At 37.8% G+C, this 23,679-nt stretch carries 23 protein-coding genes; 13 read left to right on the plus strand and 10 right to left on the minus strand.

The features are described 5' to 3' along the window. Window positions 1-445 precede the first annotated feature (445 nt). From Q8907_02050 to Q8907_02065, 4 genes are all read left to right on the plus strand, one after another. A complete protein-coding gene (locus tag Q8907_02050) occupies window positions 446-1,219 on the plus strand; it encodes a TorF family putative porin (protein ID MDP4273040.1) in 774 nt (257 codons plus the stop codon). A gap of 31 nt (window positions 1,220-1,250) precedes the next feature. Then, on the plus strand, window positions 1,251-1,604 hold the full coding sequence (locus Q8907_02055) for a P-II family nitrogen regulator (GenBank protein ID MDP4273041.1): 354 nt from the start codon (window positions 1,251-1,253) through the stop codon (window positions 1,602-1,604). A gap of 30 nt (window positions 1,605-1,634) precedes the next feature. Further along, complete coding sequence (locus Q8907_02060; GenBank protein ID MDP4273042.1) at window positions 1,635-3,173, plus strand: ammonium transporter; 1,539 nt, start codon at window positions 1,635-1,637, stop codon at window positions 3,171-3,173. Between the two features lie 282 nt (window positions 3,174-3,455). Continuing rightward, on the plus strand, window positions 3,456-4,022 hold the full coding sequence (locus tag Q8907_02065) for a nitroreductase family protein (protein MDP4273043.1): 567 nt from the start codon (window positions 3,456-3,458) through the stop codon (window positions 4,020-4,022). Here the strand turns inward: Q8907_02065 and mnmA are convergent, their stop codons facing one another. Beyond that, window positions 4,023-5,219 carry a tRNA 2-thiouridine(34) synthase MnmA gene (gene mnmA / locus Q8907_02070; GenBank protein ID MDP4273044.1) on the minus strand — a complete coding sequence of 399 codons (1,197 nt, stop codon included), beginning with the start codon at window positions 5,217-5,219 and terminating at the stop codon, window positions 4,023-4,025. A gap of 234 nt (window positions 5,220-5,453) precedes the next feature. Between mnmA and Q8907_02075 the strand changes: the two genes are divergently transcribed. Continuing rightward, on the plus strand, window positions 5,454-5,645 hold the full coding sequence (locus Q8907_02075) for a hypothetical protein (protein ID MDP4273045.1): 192 nt from the start codon (window positions 5,454-5,456) through the stop codon (window positions 5,643-5,645). Between the two features lie 127 nt (window positions 5,646-5,772). Here the strand turns inward: Q8907_02075 and Q8907_02080 are convergent, their stop codons facing one another. Continuing rightward, window positions 5,773-7,098 (minus strand): methyl-accepting chemotaxis protein, encoded by a 1,326-nt coding sequence (locus Q8907_02080; GenBank protein MDP4273046.1) that lies wholly within the window; start codon window positions 7,096-7,098, stop codon window positions 5,773-5,775. Window positions 7,099-7,455: 357 nt separating this feature from the next. On the opposite strand from Q8907_02080, the gene Q8907_02085 reads away from it, so the two are divergent. Then, window positions 7,456-8,139: a MotA/TolQ/ExbB proton channel family protein gene (locus Q8907_02085; GenBank protein ID MDP4273047.1), complete on the plus strand. Its 684-nt coding sequence runs from the start codon at window positions 7,456-7,458 to the stop codon at window positions 8,137-8,139. A gap of 50 nt (window positions 8,140-8,189) precedes the next feature. Beyond that, complete coding sequence (locus Q8907_02090; GenBank protein MDP4273048.1) at window positions 8,190-8,588, plus strand: biopolymer transporter ExbD; 399 nt, start codon at window positions 8,190-8,192, stop codon at window positions 8,586-8,588. 36 nt (window positions 8,589-8,624) lie between these two features. Here Q8907_02090 and guaA read toward each other — a convergent pair whose 3' ends face one another. Continuing rightward, window positions 8,625-10,154: a glutamine-hydrolyzing GMP synthase gene (gene guaA, locus Q8907_02095; protein ID MDP4273049.1), complete on the minus strand. Its 1,530-nt coding sequence runs from the start codon at window positions 10,152-10,154 to the stop codon at window positions 8,625-8,627. 15 nt (window positions 10,155-10,169) lie between these two features. Next, window positions 10,170-11,411, minus strand: a complete 1,242-nt coding sequence (locus Q8907_02100; GenBank protein ID MDP4273050.1) for a C1 family peptidase — start codon at window positions 11,409-11,411, stop codon at window positions 10,170-10,172. Between the two features lie 216 nt (window positions 11,412-11,627). On the opposite strand from Q8907_02100, the gene Q8907_02105 reads away from it, so the two are divergent. Both Q8907_02105 and truA read left to right on the plus strand, forming a co-directional pair. Next, entirely contained in the window at window positions 11,628-11,762 is a 135-nt protein-coding gene (locus Q8907_02105) for a hypothetical protein (protein ID MDP4273051.1), read from the plus strand. A 231-nt stretch (window positions 11,763-11,993) separates the two neighbouring features. Continuing rightward, complete coding sequence (gene truA, locus Q8907_02110) at window positions 11,994-12,851, plus strand: tRNA pseudouridine(38-40) synthase TruA (protein MDP4273052.1); 858 nt, start codon at window positions 11,994-11,996, stop codon at window positions 12,849-12,851. 87 nt (window positions 12,852-12,938) lie between these two features. Here truA and Q8907_02115 read toward each other — a convergent pair whose 3' ends face one another. The 3 genes from Q8907_02115 to folP all read right to left on the minus strand — a co-directional run bounded on the left by Q8907_02115 (window position 12,939) and on the right by folP (window position 16,199). After that, window positions 12,939-14,429 (minus strand): nucleoside hydrolase, encoded by a 1,491-nt coding sequence (locus Q8907_02115; protein ID MDP4273053.1) that lies wholly within the window; start codon window positions 14,427-14,429, stop codon window positions 12,939-12,941. Window positions 14,430-14,468: 39 nt separating this feature from the next. Further along, a complete protein-coding gene (gene cdaA, locus Q8907_02120) occupies window positions 14,469-15,251 on the minus strand; it encodes a diadenylate cyclase CdaA (protein MDP4273054.1) in 783 nt (260 codons plus the stop codon). 81 nt (window positions 15,252-15,332) lie between these two features. Continuing rightward, entirely contained in the window at window positions 15,333-16,199 is an 867-nt protein-coding gene (folP, locus tag Q8907_02125) for a dihydropteroate synthase (GenBank protein ID MDP4273055.1), read from the minus strand. 75 nt (window positions 16,200-16,274) lie between these two features. Here folP and tmk point away from each other — a divergent pair, with 75 nt between their 5' ends. From tmk to Q8907_02145, 4 genes are all read left to right on the plus strand, one after another. Continuing rightward, window positions 16,275-16,961, plus strand: coding sequence for a dTMP kinase (gene tmk / locus Q8907_02130; GenBank protein ID MDP4273056.1), 687 nt, complete (start codon window positions 16,275-16,277; stop codon window positions 16,959-16,961). 123 nt (window positions 16,962-17,084) lie between these two features. After that, a complete protein-coding gene (locus Q8907_02135; protein MDP4273057.1) occupies window positions 17,085-18,323 on the plus strand; it encodes a DoxX family protein in 1,239 nt (412 codons plus the stop codon). A 273-nt stretch (window positions 18,324-18,596) separates the two neighbouring features. Continuing rightward, window positions 18,597-19,991 (plus strand): hypothetical protein, encoded by a 1,395-nt coding sequence (locus Q8907_02140; protein ID MDP4273058.1) that lies wholly within the window; start codon window positions 18,597-18,599, stop codon window positions 19,989-19,991. An 84-nt stretch (window positions 19,992-20,075) separates the two neighbouring features. Continuing rightward, entirely contained in the window at window positions 20,076-21,551 is a 1,476-nt protein-coding gene (locus Q8907_02145; GenBank protein ID MDP4273059.1) for an outer membrane protein transport protein, read from the plus strand. Between the two features lie 360 nt (window positions 21,552-21,911). On the opposite strand, the gene Q8907_02150 is transcribed toward Q8907_02145, so the two are convergent. From Q8907_02150 to Q8907_02160, 3 genes are all read right to left on the minus strand, one after another. Continuing rightward, window positions 21,912-22,547 carry a WbqC family protein gene (locus Q8907_02150; GenBank protein ID MDP4273060.1) on the minus strand — a complete coding sequence of 212 codons (636 nt, stop codon included), beginning with the start codon at window positions 22,545-22,547 and terminating at the stop codon, window positions 21,912-21,914. Between the two features lie 70 nt (window positions 22,548-22,617). Then, entirely contained in the window at window positions 22,618-23,364 is a 747-nt protein-coding gene (gene larB, locus Q8907_02155; protein ID MDP4273061.1) for a nickel pincer cofactor biosynthesis protein LarB, read from the minus strand. A gap of 91 nt (window positions 23,365-23,455) precedes the next feature. Further along, window positions 23,456-23,679: DUF111 family protein (locus Q8907_02160; protein ID MDP4273062.1), on the minus strand; the 224-nt coding region annotated here is incomplete at its 5' end.

The following is a 23,679-nucleotide window of genomic DNA, read 5'->3' on the forward strand; positions in this document are numbered from 1 at the left end:
ATTTTTCTGAACCACAAATTTTAAAATGAATCCTATTTTATCTTATCCCCCCTTAAAATAGTTCCTCGCTTTTAATATTGCAATATTCTGATGCTCGCTTTCCTTTTTTGAAATAAATAAAATTTAAAGAAAAATCACTTTCATCCCTGTTTTTAACATTTACACGTATGTAATTTTATAAGTAAATGAATTACAAGGTGATATAATTTTTTGCTGCCTTGTAGAATAATCATAATGGAAGGGGATATTGAAGGAATAAGTTGGGAATGTAAAAAGGGGGTAATAAAAATATAAATAATATAATAATATAAATACACCTTAAAAATTAAGGTGTATTATTTAAAATAAATATAAATTATAATTTATACCCCTTAAAATTTGGTTTAGTAAAATCAAAAACATATTTTTGTCTCGTTAATCAATTGTTCATCTTAAATAAATTTCTATGGAAACGAGACTAAAAATTTACAGAGGGATCCTTTTGATGGCATGCCTTTTAGGATTTGCCGGATCAACTTTCGCCCAGGACAGTCCGACTGAGAAAATTTCTCCATTTAGTGCCGGTGTCGATCTGATGAGCCGCTATATATGGAGAGGATTAAACCCCGGTGGTAATACACCCAGTATTCAGCCTTCATTGAAATACAGTAAGGGAATATTTACTGTTGGGGCATGGGGCGCTTATTCAATCGGAAGTCAGTACGGACAAGAAGCCGACCTTTATGCTACCTTAACACCGGTTAGTTTATTCTCTTTCACCCTTACTGATTATTTCTTTCCAAATGAAACTGCCGGAGCAGCCATGAGAAATAAATATTTCAATTATAAAAAGGATGAAACCGGTCATGTATTTGAAGTTTCGGCAACTTTTAACGGTACGGAGTCATTGCCCTTAAGTTTACTTCTTGCCATGAATGTTTATGGAGCAGATGCCAAAGATGCAAATGGAAAAATATGTCATACTCCTTATGCGGAATTATCCTATTCTGCCAATGTAAATGGAGTGGGCATCAAACCTTTTGTAGGCGCTGTTTTAAGCAAGCCGGACGAGGGAACTACCGGGTATTATTGTCAGAAGGAAGCTGGTATAGTCAATTTAGGGGTAACTGCCTCGAAAAAACTTACGATCAATAAGGATTTTTCTATACCTGTAACCTCTTCCCTGATTACCAATCCCAGTGCGGGTAATATTTATCTGGTTTTCGGTTTTTCATTTTAATTGAATCATTAACTATCTAAATATATACATCATGAAAAAAATTGAAGCAATTATTCGTACTTCAAAGTATGAAGAGGTAGCGAAAGCTCTGCATGCAATTGACATCGATTTTTTCTCTTTCTGGGAAGCAACGGGTGTCGGTAATGAAAAAAAAGCACTGGAAAGGTCTTATCGTGGAATATACACCAATACGGCCCTGATTCCACGAAGAATGCTTACTATCGTTGTACGGGATATTAATGTCAGGAAGACAGTTGATTGTATCTTAAAAACCGCTTATACCGGTGATTTGGGGGATGGGAAAATTTTTGTCTCGCCTATTGAGGAATCCTGGCGGATAAGGACAGGAGAGAGCGGGGACGATTCCCTGTATACAAAAGACTAAATTATAATATGAATTTTAAAATTTGATATCATGGACCTAAGTAAAATTATAGATAGAATGCCTTCGTTTTCTGCATTAAAGGCGCGAAGTAAGAAAGAAAACTTGAAATTATTTTTGACTGTTTTTTTCGGGAAATTGATTGGTTTGTTTGTCGTTGTATTGGCAATGATGATATTACCGGGTATGATTTCAGGTTCTGCAAGTGCTGCAGAAACATATACCCCTCATGAAACTGCTTCAATTAATGCCTTGAACACTGTCTGGGTATTGGTTTCAGCCTTCCTGGTATTTGGTATGCAAGCAGGTTTTGTATTGTTGGAAGCCGGTTTTGCCAGAGCAAGGGAAACTGTAAATATTTTGGTCGAATGTATTTTCGATACTGCAATTTGTGGAATTTTATTCTGGGCTATAGGATATGCCTTTATGTTTAGTCATGGTAACGGATTTATCGGATACCATTGGTTTTTCTTATCTGGTGCTCCTTTAACTTATGAAGCTACCGGCGTGTCTCTCCTGGCTCACTGGATTTTCCAATTTGCTTTTGCTGATACCTGTTCTACAATTACTTCCGGTGCAATGATCGGTCGTACAAGTTTCCGTGGGGATATTCTTTACAGTATTTGTGTTACAGGTTTCATTTATCCTATTATCGGGCATTGGGCATGGGGTCCTGATGGATTTTTAGCTACAATGGGTACTGCCGGTCATTTTTTACCAACTCTCGGACAACCGTTCCGTGATTTTGCCGGATCAACGGTTGTTCATACCATTGGGGGTGTGATTTCTCTTGCCGGTGCTATTGTACTGGGTCCCCGTATCGGAAGAACATTTTTACGTGATGATAAAGAAAATGGGGGTTTACCGGCTCCTCATAGTTTGCCCTTAGCTACTGTTGGCGCTTTCTTGTTGTGGTTTGGCTGGTATGGTTTCAACCCGGGAAGTAGCCTTTCGGCAATGGATTTTCAAGGTATTGGCCGGATTGCTGCCAACACTACCCTTGCTACTTGCGCGGCTGCTCTTTCAGCCATGTTGTTGCCTCTTTGGATTGGCCCTACAAAAGGGAAATTCGATTGTAGTTTTACCGTAAACGGTTTGCTTGGCGGATTGGTGGCAATTACTTGTCCCTGTTATTGGGTATCTCCTGGCGGTTCGATCATTATCGGTTTGATTGCCGGTGTCGTAGTATTTGTCGGAATGTACACATTGGAACATTTCAGAATTGATGATCCCGTTGGCGCTGTTTCGGTTCATGGTCTTAACGGAATTTGGGGAACTATATCCCTTGGATTCTTTGCTTGTGGGTTGTATGGTTCAACTGGTCCTACAGGCGCTGATAATACAGCTCCGGTAACAGGTCTGTTCTATGGCGGCGGAACAGCAGTATTGAAAGCACAACTTGTTGGTAATATCATTGTGGCTGTTACAACTTTCGTTGTGGCGATGTTCGTTATGTGGGTTGTTTCCAAACTGCCTTATCCGTGGAAACTCCGGGTTGAACCTAAGGGTGAAACCAGAGAAGGTGGCCTGGATATGCATGAACATGGTGCTAAAGCCTACTTTATGAATTAAGCACTATCCTGTATGCCGGGAATTGGTGTTGAAAGAATGATATTCGGGGGTAAAATGAATACTTTCTGATACACCTTTATCCTGGTAGTTTGAAAAACCGGTACATCTGATATTAGTTTTTAAGGTTTTTGGCGGCTTCCAATTGGAAGCCGTTTTTTTATGGTTATAATCTTAAGGATTAACAAAAAAATCTAAGGGTACAATTGCAAAATACTTTTGTGGAAATCAATTAAATCTTTCTTTATCTTTGTATTAAACGTTTTATTAGTAAAGCCTAAAGATATGCACCATCCACTTCTAAATGAATTGTTTTCAAAGCGCCGCAGCTTGAGGGCTCTTTCCGACTTGCCCATAGAGGCTGATAAATTAATTTCTATTTTCGAATCAGCCCGCTGGGCACCTTCTGCAAACAATCAGCAACCCTGGAGGTTTATTTATGCACAGAGAGAAAATAAGGCGGATTTTGAAAGGTTGTTTAACTGCCTTTTACCCGGTAATCAGGTTTGGGTAAAGAATGCTTCAGTACTGCTGGTTACGGTTGCCGAAGTTATTTCATCCTATAATCAAAAAAACAATCCTTATGCCTGGCACGATACGGGATTAGCTACCGAAAATTTGATTTTACAGGCCACACACCTGGGGTTAATTGCTCATCCCATGGCTGGCTTTGATAAAGATAAAGCACGAAAGGATTTGCATATTCCCCCATCTTTTGAACCTGTTGCCATGGTTGCTGTCGGTTATCCCGGTGATATAAACGAACTGCCCCCGGAATTGCAGGAAAAAGAAAGAGGAATGCGGGTAAGACGGCCCATCAATGACCTGTTTTTTAAAGGCCGGTTTGAATAGCTATTCTATAACACCGGAACCCAATAATTCTTCTTCATCATACCAGGCAGCAAATTGTCCGGAAGCAATACCTCTTTGAAGTTTTTCAAAACTGATATATATACCTTCAGGTTTCATAAATAAGGTGGCTTTCTGCAAGGGTTGGCGGTAACGGATGCGGACAAGGTAATCTCTTTTTTCACCTTCCTTCATGGCTAAGTCTTCCCTGATCCAGTGAATGTCTTTTTTTGCAATGAACAATCCGGGACGGTTTAAACCCGGATGGTCATGTCCCTGGCCAGTATAGATAATATTTTTTTCAATATCTGTGCTAATGACAAAGAGGGGCTTTTCTTTTCCTCCTACATTTAATCCTTTGCGCTGGCCAATAGTATAAAATTGAGCTCCTTCATGGGTCCCTACCTTTTGTCCGTCTGAAGGACTGTATTGATAAGGCCTGACAAGTATTCCAAGCTTTTCTTCTTCATTTTTTGCCTGTTTTAGAAGACTTGCGCGTTGTCTGTACACTTCGCAGTCTACAGGTATTTCTATTATATCTCCGCTCTTAGACTTGAGCTTTTGCTGTAAAAATACAGGAAGGTTGACTTTTCCCACAAAACAGATTCCCTGTGAATCTTTTCGGGTTGCAGTGGCCAGGTCTAATTCTTCGGCAATTTTTCTGACCTCGGGTTTTATCAAATTTCCAATCGGGAAAAGGGCATTTTTTAGCTGTTCCTGTGATAGCTGGCAAAGGAAATAGCTCTGGTCTTTATTCTTGTCGCTTCCTGCCAGTAGCCTGTAGTAGGTCTTTCCATCGTGTTCTGTGACTTCTTTTCGGCAATAATGGCCGGTGGCAATATAATCAGCATTAAATTTTTCGGCTGCTTTTACAAATTCGTCAAATTTGATTTCACGGTTGCACAATACATCGGGATTTGGGGTTCTCCCCTGGGCATATTCGTTGAACATATAATCAACGACTCTTTTTCTATAATTTTCGCTTAAATCAACAGAATAAAAGGGGATACCTATTTTTTTTGAGGCCAGTTCAGCAAAAATAATATCATCACTCCATGGACAATCCCCTTCAAGGGTGCCTGTCGTATCTTTCCAATTGATCATGAATAAGGCAATTACATCATAGCCCTGCTGTTTTAACAGGTATGCAGCAACACTAGAATCTACCCCACCTGACATTCCAATTACTACTCTTTGCATAAAATTTTATATATTTGCCCGCAAAGATACAAAGCATTAAAGAATTTCTGTAAAATGAATTGTAGATTGAATCATTAAGTATTTCATTTAGTTAAAAACTAATATGAAAAGATTTACTCTTTCTACATAAAAAAATTAATTAAAATAATTTGTTTGTTTTATAAAAAGCTTTATTAACTTTGCAAGCAAATCCTAAACAATAATTTTTATTAATAATCTTAAACTGTATTTAAAATGAAAAAATTAGCATTGCTTTTCGCTGGTGTTGCTTTTGTAAGTGTTATCGCTTTAACAAGTTCATGCAAAGGTTCTTCTGACAAAGCTCAGACTACCACAACTGATACTACTGCTGCTCCTGCTGCTGCTCCTGCTGCTGATACCGCCGCTGCTGCTGCTCCTGCTGCTGATACCACTGTTGCAAAGTAATTTCAACGAAAAAATCTTTAAAAAAAACAGAACTTCGGTTCTGTTTTTTTTTTGCCTGTTTTTGGGCAATGAAATAAAAAAACCTCACTTCATCATTGAAGTGAGGTTTTTTTAAGGCCGAATGATATTAAAATCTTTCGTAATCTTTATCCAAACGGCTGTTTTCTGACAATTTGATATTATAACCTTTGAATTTTCCTGCTGGTGCAGGTTTTTTGACAGTCGTTGTTTTTACTGTATTTATTTCTGATGTTTTTATCGTTGGAGCAGATATTTTGGCTGTTGTCTTATGGATGGAAGGAGAAAAATTGAAATTTGAAGCTTTCATTCCGGCATTATTCAATTTAAAATAAGAAACAAGCGATTTTAACTGCTCGGATTGTGAGGACAATTCCACTGAATTGGTGGCGATCTCTTCAGAAGCAGCAGCATTTTGTTGGGTAACATTATTAAGTTGCTGAATGGCGTTGTTGATCTGACTGCTTCCCGAGTTTTGTTCAGCACTTGCTGCTGCAATTTCCTGGACTAATTTCGTCGTCCTTAATATTTCCGGAGAAATTTCTTCAAAAAGCTTTGCCGCATCCTGGGTGTTTTTAACACTTTCTGAAGAAAGTTTCTGAATTTCATCTGCAGCAAGTTTACTGTGTTCTGCAAGCTTTCTGACTTCACCGGCAACCACTGCAAATCCTTTTCCATGTTCACCTGCACGGGCTGCTTCAACAGCTGCATTTAGGGCCAGGATATTTGTTTGAAAAGAGATATCATTGATAATTGTGATTTTTTCTGCAATTTCATGAATCGATTTCAGGCTTTGTTCAGCAGCTTTGCTCATTATTTCTATTTTTTCAACCACTGAATTGGCGATTTTTTCCGATTGCTGCGCATTTTCTGAATTTTGTTGAATATTGGCTACCATTTCTTCCATAGACGAGGATACCTCTTCGGTAGAAGAAGCCTGCTCGGATGCACCCTGCGACATGATCTGTGCATTATTGCTTAGTTCACTGCTTGCACCCACAATGCTTTCAGATGCCGTCATTATGCTGGATATTACTTCATTTAATTTCTTGGTATGTTCATTTAAGGCTTTATCTATTTGTCCAATTTCATGGTTGTTCTCATCAGCTTTTTCATTGAAATTCACATTGATATCTCCTTTGCTCAATAATTCAATTTTTTGAACCAAAGAAGTCAAAGGAATTTTTAATACTTTGTTTAAAAGATAACAACTGAAAGTTGCACAAATAATCCAGACCGGGATTGACCATATTAAATGTATGATTCCGTCTGCTGCAACAAAAAATATCGTAATTGCAGTTACAACCACATTAAATATGGTAATTAATCCAATATTAAAAGCAATGGATTTTTTAAAGGTGAAATTTAATAAGACTACAAGTGCAGGAACTATTACAAAAAAAAGTAGTAGAATGAAAATTAATAAGTTGCTCATTTTACGGAATTTTAATTTGAGAAATATTTAGACAATATAATAAAATACTAAAATTTTTATTCAACCGTTTAAAATATTCATGGAATATGTTGTTTCCAACTATATACCAACAAAGATAAAAAAAAACCAAAAGGATGTTCCGGGAGTATAATTGGCATGAACCCTCTTGTTTTTATGATATTTATCAATAAAATCCTGATGTTAAATGATATATAAAACATAATTACAATATCAAATCCCTGAAAGTTTTTCTAAATATTAGGATATTCCCTAAAGAAATCAGAAATTAAATACGAGAATAATTAATAAAAGTTTTATAAAATCTTTATTACATTTGCCTTCAAAAATTTAAAAAATATGCTTACTTCAGTCATTCTTCAAATCACAAGTCCTGTTACTTCCAATCTGGTAAAGGTTGCCCCCAGGCAGAATATCATTGATCTAATGATGAAAGGTGGATGGATTATGGTTCCATTGGTTATTCTTTCAATTTTTGCGGTTTATTTTATCATTGATATTTATTTTCTCGTGAAAAAATCATCCAGGGTGGATAAGAATTTCATTCCTGGTTTAGTCGATATGATTAAAGACGGAAAAATTGATTCCGTGAAAATGATGTGCAATTCTTCCAGTTCTTCTCTGGCCAGAATAATAGGAAAGGGGTCTGAAAAAATCGGACAACCCATCAGCGAAATTGAATCATCCATGGAGTTGGAAGCCAGGTCAGAAAAAGCCAGGCTGGAAAACAACTTGTCTTTTTTGGGCGTTATTTCCTCTATTGCTCCTATGTTTGGCTTTTTAGGAACAATCTTCGGTGTGATAAAAATCTTTTACAATATCTCCTTAGCAGATAATATCAGCATAGGAATTATTTCAGGCGGACTTTATCAGAAGATGATCAGCTCGGCTTCAGGTTTGCTTATTGGTATTTTTGCCTATGCCGGTTTCCAGTATTTAAGGATCAGAATAAGCAGATTAATGGTACAAATTGAGAAGGACTCAAATACTTTTATTGAAGTGCTTAAAGAACCTGTAAAGTAGTGTTACTTCGGTTAGATTTTTCTTTTAAAGGACCTAAAATTTAGAATTAAATGAAAATAGATAGAAGTACCAACAGTGATGCAGAAGTTTACCTGGGATCATTTAACGACATCATGTTTTTTCTCTTGTTGTTTTTCCTGATAGTCTCAACAATGGTAAACCCTTCAGTGATTAAATTGATGTTGCCCAAAGCTTCATCGGGCCAAACTATTTCCAAGGTGAACATCAATTTATCGGTTACCAAAGACCTGCATTATTTTTTAAATGATAAGCCTATTTCATTTCAGGAAATAGAACCTACACTTACTGCTTTAATTAAGAATAATAAGGAACCAACCGTTATTCTGAGAACGGATAGTGAGTTGACTATCCAGCAAATCGTGGATGTTTTAGAAATAGGTAACCGTCTTAAAATAAAAATGGTACTTGCCACTCAATCAAGACAATGAGTGGCAAATACCATTAATTTTTTAATCCCTTCTTTTTTATTCCCATTCAATAGTGGCAGGTGGTTTTGAACTGATATCAAAGACCACACGATTCACACCTTTTACATTATTAATAATTTCATTGGAAATTTTCTGAAGAAATTCATAAGGCAGATGCGACCAGTCTGCTGTCATACCGTCTGTAGATGATACGGCACGCAAGGCAACTACATTTTCATAAGTCCTTTCATCACCCATTACGCCCACGGACTGTACTGGCAGTAAAATAGCTCCGGCCTGCCATACCTTATCATATAAACCGGAATCCCTTAAGCCTTGAATATAAATTGAATCAACTTCCTGAAGAATCTTGACTTTCTCCCGGGTAATTTTACCGATAATCCGTATTGCCAGGCCTGGTCCGGGGAAAGGATGGCGTTTAAGTATCACATCATCAATTCCAAGAGCTGTACCAACGAGGCGAACCTCGTCTTTAAAAAGAAGATGCAGGGGTTCTATAACTTTTAATTTCATGGTTTTGGGCAGCCCGCCAACATTGTGATGCGATTTTATTTTGGCTGATGGGCCATTAACCGACATGGATTCTATAACGTCAGGATAAATAGTGCCCTGGGCCAGCCATTTTACATCTTTGATCTTTTGTGCTTCTGCATCAAAAACTTCAATGAAATCGCGGCCGATAATTTTCCTTTTTTTCTCCGGTTCATCAACACCGCTTAAGTCATCGAGAAATTTATCTTTTGCATTTACCCCGATCACGTTGAGCCCCATGTTTTTATATGACTGCAGTACCTTTTCGAATTCGTTTTTGCGCAATAAACCGTTGTCAACAAATATACTGGTAAGGTTTTTACCTATGGCCCTGTGCAAAAGTACCGCAGTAACTGATGAGTCGACTCCCCCGGATAATCCCAATACTACTTTATCATCGCCGATTTTGCTCTTAAGTTCAGCAATGGTGCTTTCGATAAAGGAGGCCGGAGTCCAGCTCCGCGTACAATGACAAATACCTGAAATGAAATTTTCCAGCAGTTTTAATCCTTCCGTGGTGTGATAAACCTCAGGATGGAATTGGATTCCATAAGTATTTTCTCCTTCAATTTTAAATGCTGCAACCTTTACATCGCTTGTAGATGCAATAATCTTGAAATTAGCCGGGATTTTTGTGATGGTATCTCCATGTGACATCCATACCTGCGTATTTAAGGTAAGGGATTTTAATAAATCGCTTGTTGCGTCAATGGTTTCCAGATTTGCACGGCCATATTCCCTGTGTTCCGATGGCATTACTTCACCTCCTGAGGTGTGGGCCAAATATTGAGCTCCATAACAAATACCCAGTAAGGGAAGTTTCCCTTTTATCATTGAAAGATCCGGAGAAGGAGCGTTTTCTTGCCGCACTGAAAAAGGGCTTCCCGAAAGAATAACCCCTTTTACATTTTCATCTATCTGTGGTATTTTATTAAAAGGATAAATTTCACAATACTCATTCAATTCTCTTACCCGGCGGGCAATCAGTTGGGTGTATTGTGAGCCAAAATCGAGAATAACAATTTTTTCCTGCATATAGCTGATATTAAACTATTTAAATTTTTTCAATAAATCTTTCACAGCATCTTTATGTACGGTGAAATTGATCATTTTCAATTTTACAAAGTCTTCATGGAAGAAATAATATCCAAATTCGGGTTTGCTCGAATCATTATTCCTGGAACCTGCACTTGAATCTTTAATTAGATACCAGTCTTTGCCATCTTTTTCTGTATATCCCACCAGGTGCATCCCATGATCATCGGTAGTGGTCTGGTTTGAAAACCTGAACTGACGTGCATCATCATTGATATAAGCCGAAGGAATATCGAAGTCTGGGATAACCGCTGCCTGGGTATCCCTGTCGAAACCTGCTTCAGAAACATCGCCGCCAATAGCCATTGAATAACCATGCCTGATGGCCGATTTTAATGCTGCCATAAAATCTTTCAGGGGAACATTATAATATTCTTTGTTGTGCCACCAGTTGTCCGGTACTTTATATTCAACTTGTTTGTAAAAGGGCTCCTGTTCAAGTGAAAGAATATCAACATAGTCGTCAAGATCAAGTTTCAGAACTTCTTTGAGATATTGCTGAGGAGTATAATTTTTACCATTTACTTTAACGGTGGCAGGAGGAACTCCAATATAATGGTTCAGGATAGATTTAATGGTAGCAAGAGCTTCATCTTCATCCCATGCATTAGATGTTTTTAGCGAATTGAGATAAGCTTTCATTTCATTGGCCAATTTTTCATGGTTGTAGAATTTACGGCCTTCCGGCAATCCTTTGAAATCTGCTTCAGGAACAATGCCATATTGTTTCCAGATCCTTGCCAAGGCATTGCATTCTGAACCTTCGTCAAATACGGAATTTCCCCTTTCTTCTACAAACCTTCTTGCCTTTTCAACATATTCCCAATATACGGTGTACATTTCAGACAGTTTGACTTTTTGTTTGGTCAAACGGTATATTTCTGATTCGTAAAATGAAGTGGTTGAGAAACACCAGCATGTACCAGTGTTGCCTTGTGAAATGGGAGGATTGTGCCAAAAGGGATTTGAATAAAAACTTACTTTGTTGGGCAGGCTCATACCCGAAAAGTCCATTTTGAAAATCTTGGGCTTTTCAACGGGTTCTGATTGCTCTTCAACATCCCTGTTATCTTTTAAAATGGAATTCTGATAAAATCCCGGTTTATACTCTCTGAAAACACCCTTGTCAAATTTGTCTTGCGCAAATGTGGCACTGCTGATCAAAATTGCAGCAAATAATAAATATTTTTTCCTCATATTCTTATTTTTTTAAGTTGCAAAATTACTTATTATTTCAGATCTTAAATAACATTGCCTGAAAAACATCGAATAAGGGTTTGAAAAAATGATTTTTGATTTATGCTGCTATTGAAACAATTGATTCGTTTTTGTAGAGAAAAATCAATTTGTAGTTTCTCCTAATTATTGATAATTTTATGAAAGGGAAGCCTTAACTGATATGTATAAAGAATAATGAAAAAACATTCGCCTTTAAACTCATCGGTCTTTTGTATTGCTCATGATTTACTCAGCGAAAGAATGATTTATTCCAATTATGCCGGGATGAATATGGGTTTTATAGAGTATGGACATGGAATGGGAATTTGATCAAATGTTTGAATTTTTTGTTTATATATTGAATATTTACTGTTGTACTTTAGCTTTCCTACTTTTTCTTATTTCTGACCGATGTTATTTCTGTAAAATAGTAACTTTGCTTCATCTTGTCAACATGTGAGCCGGATGAATTCCCCGGTATGGAATTCAGTTGAAAAAGGAATTCCATTAATTGGGTGAAGCAATCACAAAGAATCGAACAGGTAAATTATTTGAATTAAAATGGCAGAAAAAACAAAGCCCGAAACTATAAACCGTTATTTTATTCAACTAAACTATAAAGGAACACGCTATCATGGCTGGCAGATCCAGGAAAATGCCAATAGTGTCCAGGCAGAACTTAACCAAAAATTATCCCTGATGCTGGGCGAAACAATAGAAACAACCGGGGCGGGAAGGACAGACACCGGTGTCCATGCCCTTTATTATATTGCTCATTTCGATTCTGCCAATTTGGAGCGGATCGCAGCGCAATTCACTTTGAAAAACCCATGGGGAAAAGATGCTTACCAGGTGTTTGTTCAGAAACTCAATGGTTTCCTGTCACCTGATATTGCCGTTCAACAAATATTCAAGATGCATCCCAATGCTCATGCACGTTTTGATGCTTTGTCCCGCACTTACGAATACCATATCACCAGGTTCAAAAATCCTTTTTTGAATGATTATGCCTATTACTTAAGAGGTAAACTGGATGTAGAACTAATGAACCGTATGGCCAGGGAACTTTTTTCCTACCAGGATTTTAAGAGTTTCAGCAAAACGGATTCCGGCAACCATACTTCTTTGTGTACAATTTCCCGGGCTGAATGGGAAGAAAAAGATGATTTGCTGGTTTTTACCATTAAAGCAAACCGTTTTTTGAGGAATATGGTCAGGGCAATTGTGGGTACCTTGCTGGATGCAGGAACTGGTAAAATAAACAGGGCTGATTTTAAAAATATCATTGAAGGGAAAGATCGACGTTTGGCGGGTACATCGGTCCCGGCCAAAGGTTTATTCCTTACTTTCATTGAATATCCACAAAAATTTAATCTTTTTCCTTTGAGTTCAGATGAAAATCAGGTTTCTGAACAGTGATATAATAGATCTATGCAGGGGATGGTATTATGGGATTCATAGTATTATAAAATATAGAGTATTATATGAACCATAATACTTTAAATTTCAATTAAGCGGTTCGACAATAAACATATCATTTCTGTTCCACTCTGCCCAATATTTAAGCGATAATATGCGGATCAGTTTCCAGTAACCATCAGTTAAATTGCCATATTCCAGAATTCCCTTGTTGATATCGGCATCAACCTGCTTGTTGTATTCGTCTTTCAGGCGAAGCCTTATTTTCTTTCCTTTATAGGTAAAAATGGCTTCAGGCCGGATGATTGAATCATCGGAAATATGAATCATGCCCAGTCCGAGGGTGGCGCCTGTGCTTACCTGCAGGCCGTCGTTCATGCACCCCATGGGAGGTTTATGCCCGGCAAATGAGAGGACTTCCAGCCTGTCAACATCGGTATTGAGGAGTTCACGGGCCTTTAATCCCATTTTGGCACCCACGATGGAATAAACGCCCAAATGGCCATGAATTTCATTGGTCAGCACACAAACCCTCCATTCTTCTTTACCAAAGTACTGGATGATTTTATTCATATATTGCCGCACGTCATATTTATAGAGTTCAGGCTGGTCCGGAAAGGATTCAAAGGTGATATTTTTTTCTACCACATATTTTTGAGCAAGGATCAAGGGGATTTTTTCGCGTATGCCGTCAAAATTCAGATTTTTCACAATGCTGTGCAAAGGGTTGAGCATATCAATCTGCATATCAAAAAATTCGGGATACCAGAGATAGACAGGAATAAGCTCGTCGGCGATGGTTTGCGGATGATCTGCATGAAAAATGGTATTTTCAGCAATATGGGCATATTTATTTTCAATGGTACCCATATTATCTGATAGCACTTTGTCGTATCTGGCCAGGGGGGCATTTATGTTTGAGATAAACTCGAATTTTATGTCCTTTTTTAAGAGGAAATCTGCAGACGACTGATCACGTTCATAATTAATCCCGGACAAAGGCGACAGGGTTTCGTTATACCAGATTATCCTGCTGATTTTTTGAATCAGTTCGGGATGTGATTTTACAGCATCGGCCAGGTTTGTCAATGGCCCCAGGCATAATAAAGTAACAGGTTCGGAATTTGAACTTAAACATTTCACGATAAGATCGGAAGCTTTTATTTTATTTTGAGGAATGGGAGCGGGGGCAGCCCGGAGTTCCCAGTTGAGACTTTTGCAATAATTCCTCCATGCCGGTGCCTTAAGTTTACTGTTTGGGCCTATGCCTACAGGTACATTGGCATGCTCTGTAGCTTGAAGTAACCTGTATACTTTTTCATAACCATCCTGTGGATTTAGTGCACCATCGGATGTGGTCACAGCTAGAATATCAATTTCGTGAAGGGCCGTAAGCAGGCAAAAAGCGCGCAGGTCATCGGCACCGCAATCTGTGTCGATGATAACCGGGATCCTGGGTACTGATTGGCCAATGCTCAGGCTTTTCGGCAGGAAAAGAACAAGAAAAATTAACAGATACTTAGCAGTTGCCTGGATTAAACCCGGGTATGAATTAAAAAATTTTCTTTGCAAATTCATTTCATGAAAAATCTTAAGAATAGTATAAGGATCAGGTCCTTAATAAGTTAATTTTTCTTTTAGTATGTTATTCAACTGAACCGGATTAATTCCGCTTTTCAGGTGACCGGCTTCAGCAACCGATATTTTGCCTGTTTCTTCGGAAACCACAACTACAAAGGCATCTGTATGTTCAGAGATTCCCAGGGCTGCTCTGTGCCTCAAACCCAGATGGGGAGGAAGTTCCATGTTTTCGGACAGGGGCATGATGCAATGGGCAGCATAAATTTTATCATTGATTATAATTGCTGCCCCGTCATGCAAGGGATTGTTCTTGAAAAAAATACTTTCAAGCATACGGCTGGTGGTATTGGCGTTGATGATGTCCCCGGTTTCAGAATACATAAAAAGTTTTGATTCGCGGGCAATAACAATCAGAGCGCCGGTTCTGGACTGGGACATATCACTGCAGGCTTTTACAATGGAGTTGATTTGGACTGCTGTTTCCCTTTCGATATTTAAAGAGAAGATATGCTCCAACGAAAAATTTTTCTTTTTCATTGAACGTGAGCCAAGGATTAGAAGAAATCTCCTGATTTCCTGCTGAAACAAGACAATTAAAGCAATGACGCCCACTCCGATAATCTGCCCCAATATCGAGCTGAGCAGTTGCATGTTCAGCGCCTTAACGATCAGCCAAAGTAAATAAACCGAGAAAATTCCGATAAAAATATTGATGGCTGCCGTTCCTTTTATTAACCGGTAAAATCCATATAAAAGTAAGGCGACCAGTAAAATATCAATGACATCTAAAAAACGTATGGTGATAAAAGCTACAATCATGGTTAATAGATTTTTTCCGTTTTTTTAATCTTACTGAATATTTATGGTGTTTGTCAAAAATTAACTGTATAGGTAAACAAGTTAATCTGTAAATTTATTGTATTCTTCTAATATTTTAATACTTTCTGTTGCTTCTTTTACATCATGAACCCTGAGGATATTTGCTCCTTTTAATAAAGCCAGGGTGTTGATTATCGTAGTCCCGTTCAATGCCTGATCCGGAGAGGATTGTAGTAGTTTGTAAATCATTGATTTTCTCGACACTCCTACAAGAATGGGAAGTTCGAAAATTTTGAAATCCTCCATTTTATGAAGCAGTTCATAATTGTGGTCCAGGGTTTTTCCAAAACCAAATCCGGGATCTATAATAATATCGGAAACGCCCATCAGTTTCAGGGTAGATATTTTTTCTGAAAAGAATTTCAGGATTTCCTCCATCAGGTTTCCGTAGACCGGATTTTTCTGCATATTGTTGGGTTCACCCTTGATATGCATCAGTATATAAGGAACTTTGAGACCGGCAATGGTTTTAAACATATCCGGATCCATAGTTCCCCCGGAGATATCATTAATGATATCCGCTTCAAATTCAGAAACGGCTTTTTGAGCTATTGAAGCCCTGTAAGTATCAATGGAAACAGGAATGTCCGGGAAACGTTTGCGGACAATTTCCAGGGCAGGGAACAGGCGTTTCTCTTCTTCTTCTTCAGAAACCTCGGGAGCTCCGGGCCTTGTCGAATAAGCGCCCATATCAATAATTTTTCCTCCTTCCGCAATAATTTGTCCGGCTCTGGCTGTTATGGCCTCCGGTTGGGTATATTTCCCTCCATCGTAAAATGAATCAGGGGTCACATTTAATATTCCCATTACAACAGGCTTAGATAAATCCAGCAATTTGCCCCGGCAGTTAATAGAATGTTTTTTAGAAAAAAATGTATCTTTATCCACAATTTTTGATTTTTATTTGATTACCTGCAAAAGTAATCATTGCTTTTTTTAAAGTACAAACCCTAATTAAAACAAATGAATTTTTTTGTCATCGAAGGATTAGATGCATCAGGTAAATCGACTCAGATTAGATTGTTACAGCAATACCTGCAAGACGAAAATATACCTTTTAAATATTTACACTTTCCGCGCACTGATTCCGATCTTATTGGTGAACTGATAGCCAAATTCCTGCGGGGCGAGTTGGGCAACATCGACTCTGTTAATCCTTACCTGGTTGCCTTAATTTATGCCCTGGACCGGCAGGAGGCAAGTAGTACCCTAAAATCTTGGCTGGACCAGAAATATTTTGTGCTTGTCGACCGTTATGTTTATTCGAACATTGCTTTTCAATGTGCAAAAATTGAAAATCCTGATGAAAGAGAAAAACTCCAGAAGTGGATCCTTCAGTTGGAGTTTGATTTTTATAAGATTCCAAGGCCAGACTTAAATATTTTTCTGGATGTGCCTTTTAATTTTGTTGCCGGTAAGTTAACCGGACAGCGTACGGGTGATGACCGGAATTATTTGAATGGAAGAAGTGATATTCATGAGCAGGATCTTAATTTTCAGAGGAAAGTAAGGGAACAATATCTTGCTTTGGAAGGAAAGTTGGAAAGTTATAAGGTTTTAAACTGTAGCGATGAACAGGGGAAAATGCTTCAGGCTGAAAAAATATTTGAGAAATTGTTGAAATGTTTAAGGGAAAATCATTTTTTTTGAGAAATAGAAAGGTTTAAAGCAAAATAAATTTGTAGAAAAATAGTACCTTTCGCATGTAATAATGCGGCAACCAGCCATTGTTCCTGTTCGTTTACTTAAGTTAATTATTAAAACAAAGATATTATGAATACAGTCAGAAAGATAGCAAGGATTATAGTGGGCATGGTATTTATTTTTTCTGGATTTGTAAAACTTATTGATCCCCTGGGTTCTGCTTATAAGTTTTCTGATTATTTCGCAGCTTTTGGAATGAGTTTTCTTCAACCTTTGGCTTTCCCCTTTGCCGTGATGATGTGTATCGCCGAGTTTGCCATGGGGGCCTGCCTGTTTATGGGAATAAAAATGAAGTTGACTTCAACGCTGGTGCTGATTTTTATGTCTTTTTTTACTCCCCTTACCTTGATTCTTGCTTTATTCAACCCCGTAACCGATTGCGGGTGTTTTGGGGATGCCATTAAGCTTACGAACTGGCAAACTTTTTATAAAAATCTGGTCCTGCTTGCATTGATTATTTTTATTTTTTCAAACCGGAAAAAATATTCTCCCTTTTCGACCAATGTGGTTGAATTTTCCATGATCATTTTGTTTTGTATGATTGGATTGGGGTTGATGACTTACAGCTACTTCCATTTACCCCTGGTTGATTTCAGACCCTATCATACTGGAGTAAATATTCCTCAAAAGATGACCATTCCTGCCGGAATGCCCAGAGATGAATACAAAACATTGCTTTATTATTCGAAAAATGGTAAAATTGTTGAATTTACGGAAGATAACTATCCCTGGCAGGATACGACTTGGAAATGGGTGGATACACGTTCTGTATTGGTTAAGGAAGGCTATAAACCTCCCATTCACGATTTTAATATTGTTTCACTTCAGGGAAATGATATTACTGACGTTGTCCTGAATAGTCAGGGATATAATTTCCTTCTTATTGCCCACGATCTGAACAAAGCAAATGTTGCTGCCTTAAAAAAAGCCAATGAACTTGCCCTTTTCTGCATGCAAAATCATATAGGTTTCTATTGCCTTACTTCAACCGGGAAAAAGGATATACAAAATATCCGTCAACATTATCAACTGGATTATGATTTTTATATCGCTGATGAAACGACGCTTAAAACTATTGTCCGCTCAAATCCCGGGCTTTTACTTCTTAAGGAAGGAACTATAATCGGCAAATGGCATTTTAAAGATTTTCCGGATCCTAAATTTCTTAATAAAAATTTTATGTCCAGTCAAATTGAGGAATTTACCCGTAGAAATGAACAATTAACTGCAGTTTGTCTTGGACTTGGTTTCCTTTTGCTCATGAGTATTATTGCTTTGGTATTAAAGAAGAAGAAAATTGTGATTTAAGGACAATATTGGGAGTTGTCCGTTAATTGCTATACATAAACGAATTTAGCTATATAATTATTTGTCAATTATATAGCTAAATTCGTTTATAGGGGATTGAAGCATATAAATAAGGTATTTGAAAGGCATAAGTAGTAAATACTTGAATATCAGCTAATTATATAATTTTAAAAAATAACAAAATATTCATTATTGATATATGTTTTGGTACGATATTTGCATATTTTTAATAATAAAATCTAAATTTTAGGAGGTTTGGCTATGAAAACTTTAATGAAAATAACGGTACTTGCGCTAGTGGTTAGTGCTTGTTCCAGTATGCATTTTGCTACCTCCGAATATGACGATTTATACTATTCTCCTGCTGATCATGCTTCTCCAGTGTATAATTCTGATAAATCTTCTGTTTCGGAACATGCAAGTGGTGGCTATAATTCTAATGAACGTTATTCTGAACCTGCACAGGAGCAAAGGCAGGATAATTCAAATGCTTCCGGACAGGATCGTTATAAATCAACCACTGTTAACGATTACCAGTCAAATACTCCAGCTGTTTACGGAAACAATGAGAACCAGGTAAACAATTATAGCGGACAAAATGAACAGTCTGTTTCAGATCAAAACAATGCACAACCGGATACTGCTTATGCAAGCGGTGGGAATACCTATATCACTAATAATTATTATGACGATGATTATTATTCTTATGCTTCCCGTATCCGCAGATTCCATTCTCCCTGGTGGGGTTTAGATTATTATGATCCTTTCTATTATGATCCATTTGGATTATCTTTTGGCTGGAATTCATGGACAGGCTGGAACTTTGGCTTTGGCTTTGGCTGGCCATATTATAGTTCTTTTTACTCTCCCTATTATGGCTATGGTTATGGCTATGGATACGGCTATGGATACGGAGGTTATGGTTACTGGGGTTGGCCCTATTATGGGGGGCTTTATGATGGATATTATTATGGGGATGTATATCGCCACAGAAACACTGATTCTTATGGGCGCCGCAGGAACATGGGCTCGAACAGTTATATTACCGGTGGCGGTGGCTATTCTGTAAGAAATTCCGCTTCAACCAGTGAATACGGTAGACGTATGGGAAGCTCAACTGTTAATTCCTCGATTTCTGCTGCAGATAACGGCCGGCGTTCAATTGCTACTTCCACCAGGAACGGCAGTGAACCGCTGAAATCCGGAACAATCGTAAATGACAATAATTATAGAAGGAATGTTGGTACAACCAATAATTCTACCCCTTATTCCCGTTCGTCCATCTATAATTCGGACTATAGAAGAGCTTCTTCAAATTACAATAGCAATACGAATCAGAACTATACCCCGCGTTATAGCAGACCGGTTAATAGCAGGCCGACTTATAATAACAATAGTACATCAGGTGCCAGAACCAATCAGGTTGTACCGCGTACTTCCTATTCCCGCCCGGATAATGCTGTTACAAGGCAAAGTTCACAGAATACCTACAAGAGCAGTACTATAGATAATCGAGCAACTTATTCGCGGCCTTCCTATAATTCCGGAGCATCATCCCGTTCATACAGCAGTCCAAGTTTCTCAGGAGGAAGCAGAAGTAGTAGTAGTAGTAGCGGAAGCGGCGGTGGATTCTCCGGTGGTGGAAATGGTGGGGGAAGAAGAAGATAGTATAGAGATGCGTTGAGATAATTGGAAAAATTCAAAATTTGAGCGGCTTTTGCCTTTAAACTTGAATTTATAATTCTATTGATCATGAAAAGTAAAATATTATTGATAACCTTATTGTTTTTGGGAATAGAATCACTGGTTTATTCACAAAATGAAACAGATGCCTTACGCTATTCGCGGACTATGTTCGGCGGAACAGCCAGGTTTCAGGGAATGGGCGGCGCTTTTGGCGCTTTGGGTGGTGATTTTTCAACCTTGAGTTATAATCCTGCCGGTATTGCCATTTACCGTAGCTCAGAATTTGCTTTTACCCCTTCTTTTCAACAGGATAATACCAGTTCTACTTATTTGAAAACCAACAGAGATGATTTTAAGTATAAACTGAACCTGAATAATATTGGTTATGTGGCTACTTTTAATGCTGACCGCAATTCGGGTTGGCTGGGATGCAATTTGGGTATAGGTTATAACCGCTTTAATACCTTTAATCAGAATGTTGTAATTGAAGGCAATAACGATCACAGTTCAATGTCTGATTATTTTATGGATAATGCCAACGGTACTGCCCCTGAGAATCTGAATTCCTATTGGGAACGTTTGGCATTTGACACTTATGTGATTGATACTATTCCCGGTGAAACAAATCAATATCAAACTCCTGTCTTTTATCCTGTAAAGCAGCGTAAAACAATTTCAACCAAGGGAAGTACCGGAGAATGGACTTTTTCTTTCGGTGCCAATTACAATAATGTGCTTTATCTGGGGGCTACTTTTGGAATTGATAAGATTAATTACGAAGAAAATGTGGCATATTCCGAAGATGATTACAAGAATGTAAGTCCAAATTTTGATTATTTCGATTTTAAGCAATATGTTGAAACTACGGGTACCGGATATACATTTAAATTAGGGGCAATTGTCAAACCGACTGATTTTCTGCGTCTGGGTTTGGCCTTGCATCTCCCTACTTTTTATGATATGAAGGATGAATATGACAATAATATGGCATCAAATCTTACTGGCGGAAAAACGGTTTATCCAACGGATAAGGATGGGAACCTTCTTGACAAGGGTTCTTATGATTATTCACTCACCACACCGATGAGAACCATTGGAAGCATTGCTTTACAAATCCAGAAGGTGGCCATGTTGAGTTTAGATTGCGAATATGTCGATTATACCAAAATGAGGCTGAGAGATGGAGGAGATGGTTATGATTTTGGAGCAGAAAACGACAATATTAAAAATATGTATAAAGCGACTGCCAATCTTCATGCCGGGGCTGAAGTTAAGTTCGGGGCTCTTGCATTACGCGGTGGTTATTCATATTATGGAAGCCCTTATAAATCCGATCAGCTGAATAAGAATTCGGATTATTCTGTTGCTTCCGCAGGCTTTGGAATAAGGCAGGAGAAGTTTTTTATTGATGCTGCCTATAATTATGGTTGGAATACTGAAAAAGGATTTTTATATAATAATTCAACACTTACTAATAATGATGCATTTAGTAGTAAGCTGACAACGAACAAGTTTATAGTTACCATAGGTTTTAGATTTTAAGGACTAAAGCTAAATACGTTTTAGGGTTATTTGAGTTATGTTTAGGGTTGTTGTTTTTGCTGTCTGATTTGGAGGGAAGGATTTCCCTGGCCGGGATACAAAAAAACGGTGGAACGGACAGTTTGGGATTCATCTGTTTCTAAAAATTTATGAACGCGGAGAAGAAAAAATGAGCAGTTTTCTTCTCTGCGTTCAGTTTTTTTATGGTCCTGAAAGATAAGTTCGGGATTGTTTGAGATAGTTTGAAGTTGTTTAAAATAGTTTAAAGTTGTTTTAACCCTATTGAACTATATTTAACCCTATTGAACTATATCGAACCATATCGAACTATATCGAACCATCTCAAACTATTCCCAACCTTTATTGATCGTTTTTAAAGCTTTGTTGCAAAATGGTCACAGCATTCATCCCTTCATTGAAAAGCAAATCAAGTATGCTCAAATTTGCCTGAAAACCATACTTCTCAGAAAAAACCTGATGATAGGGGATGTCCAGAAAATGAATATCAGATACTTGTTTTTTGGGATGTATCAGGTCCCTGCAGTCATTTTCTGCATTTGCCTGATATTCTGCAGTAAAGTTTATCTTCTTGTCTGTTTCTAAAATATCCAGAATGGTTTGCTGAACTTCCAGGTTGAAATCAAGCAGGAATTTGTATTTTTTTTTATAGTAGCTGTATAAGTTGTCAGCGAAATAGGGGAAATAGGGCGTAGAACGGTAGGCCGATTCTATGCTTTTCCAATGTAGCTTTTGCCAGTGCGTGGAATAATCAATTTCGATATCTTTTATTAAAATTTTAAATTGACTATTGTTGACTACAGGGATAATCAGATTCAATACCCCATTGGCCCCATATATTTTGCACCTGTTACGGTAAGTCTGTTTGTTGTAATTTTCCCACTTCTCCATGATTACATGGTCATAATGAAGTAATTTCGAATAGTATTGAACAGGTGCAAGATATGCCGTCGAAAGCAGTACGGAATTTTTAGACATATAAAAATACTCTGTTAATATTAATCATATAAAAAGTCTATAGTCAATGAAAAAAGATTAATTCTAAACTTTAAAGTTTATTGATCATACTGGCCAGATAACCTGCACCGAATCCATTATCTATATTTACTACACTGATTCCGCTTGCACAACTGGTTAACATGCCCAGCAGTGCTGATAAGCCATGGAAACTTGCTCCATAACCCACACTGGTAGGGACAGCTATGACCGGTTTATCTACTAATCCACCGACAATGCTGGGAAGGGCTCCTTCCATACCGGCTACAACCACAATTACCCGGGCTTCCCTTATGGTATCGATGTTTTCGTATAAACGATGGATACCTGCTACGCCTACATCAAAAACACGACGGACTTTATTTCCGAATATTTCTGCAGTCACTGCAGCTTCTTCTGCCACAGGGATATCGGATGTCCCTGCTGTAACAACTGAAATATAGGTTGATGGTTCTTTTATTTTCTCTTTTTGTACAGTGATCGTTCTTGCCATTGGATTATATTGGGCAGTAGGGCATATAGAAAGTACTGCCTGGTACATTTCTTCCGTAGCCCGTGTGGCCAAAATATTGTTTTCCTTGGTAAGCATGAATTCTATGATTTTTTTGACCTGTTCTACTGTTTTCCCTGAAGAAAAGATTACTTCCGGATAACCGGTCCGTATTTCGCGGTGATTATCTATTTTGGCAAATCCCATATCTTTAAAAGGCAGGTCTTTTAATTTTTCTACTGCCGTGTCAACCTGAATTTCGCCTGCTTTTAGCTGTTCCAGAAGGTCTTTTAATAAATCCAAATTCATATTATTTGATGATTATATTTTTGACTTTATTTATTATTCTTTTTACCCGAACGAATATACCCACTGATCCTTTTGTTGAAAAATTAATTTCTCATTTATTCAATCCTTCGGTCATTCTTTTGACCTCTTCATATACTTCACGAATAGCTACCTGATGCTGTATGGCAGCATTTTTGCAGTCTTCATATTCGGGTTTCTGTTTTATTACAGAATCGTGAAAAAATGCTTTTTTTACCCGGATCGGACCATATTTCGTTTCCACCGTTAAATGTTCTCTTTTTAATGTTTGACGGGATACAGGATAGGCTCGTAATC

This window comes from Bacteroidota bacterium (assembly GCA_030706565.1).
GTDB lineage: Bacteria > Bacteroidota > Bacteroidia > Bacteroidales > JAUZOH01 > JAUZOH01.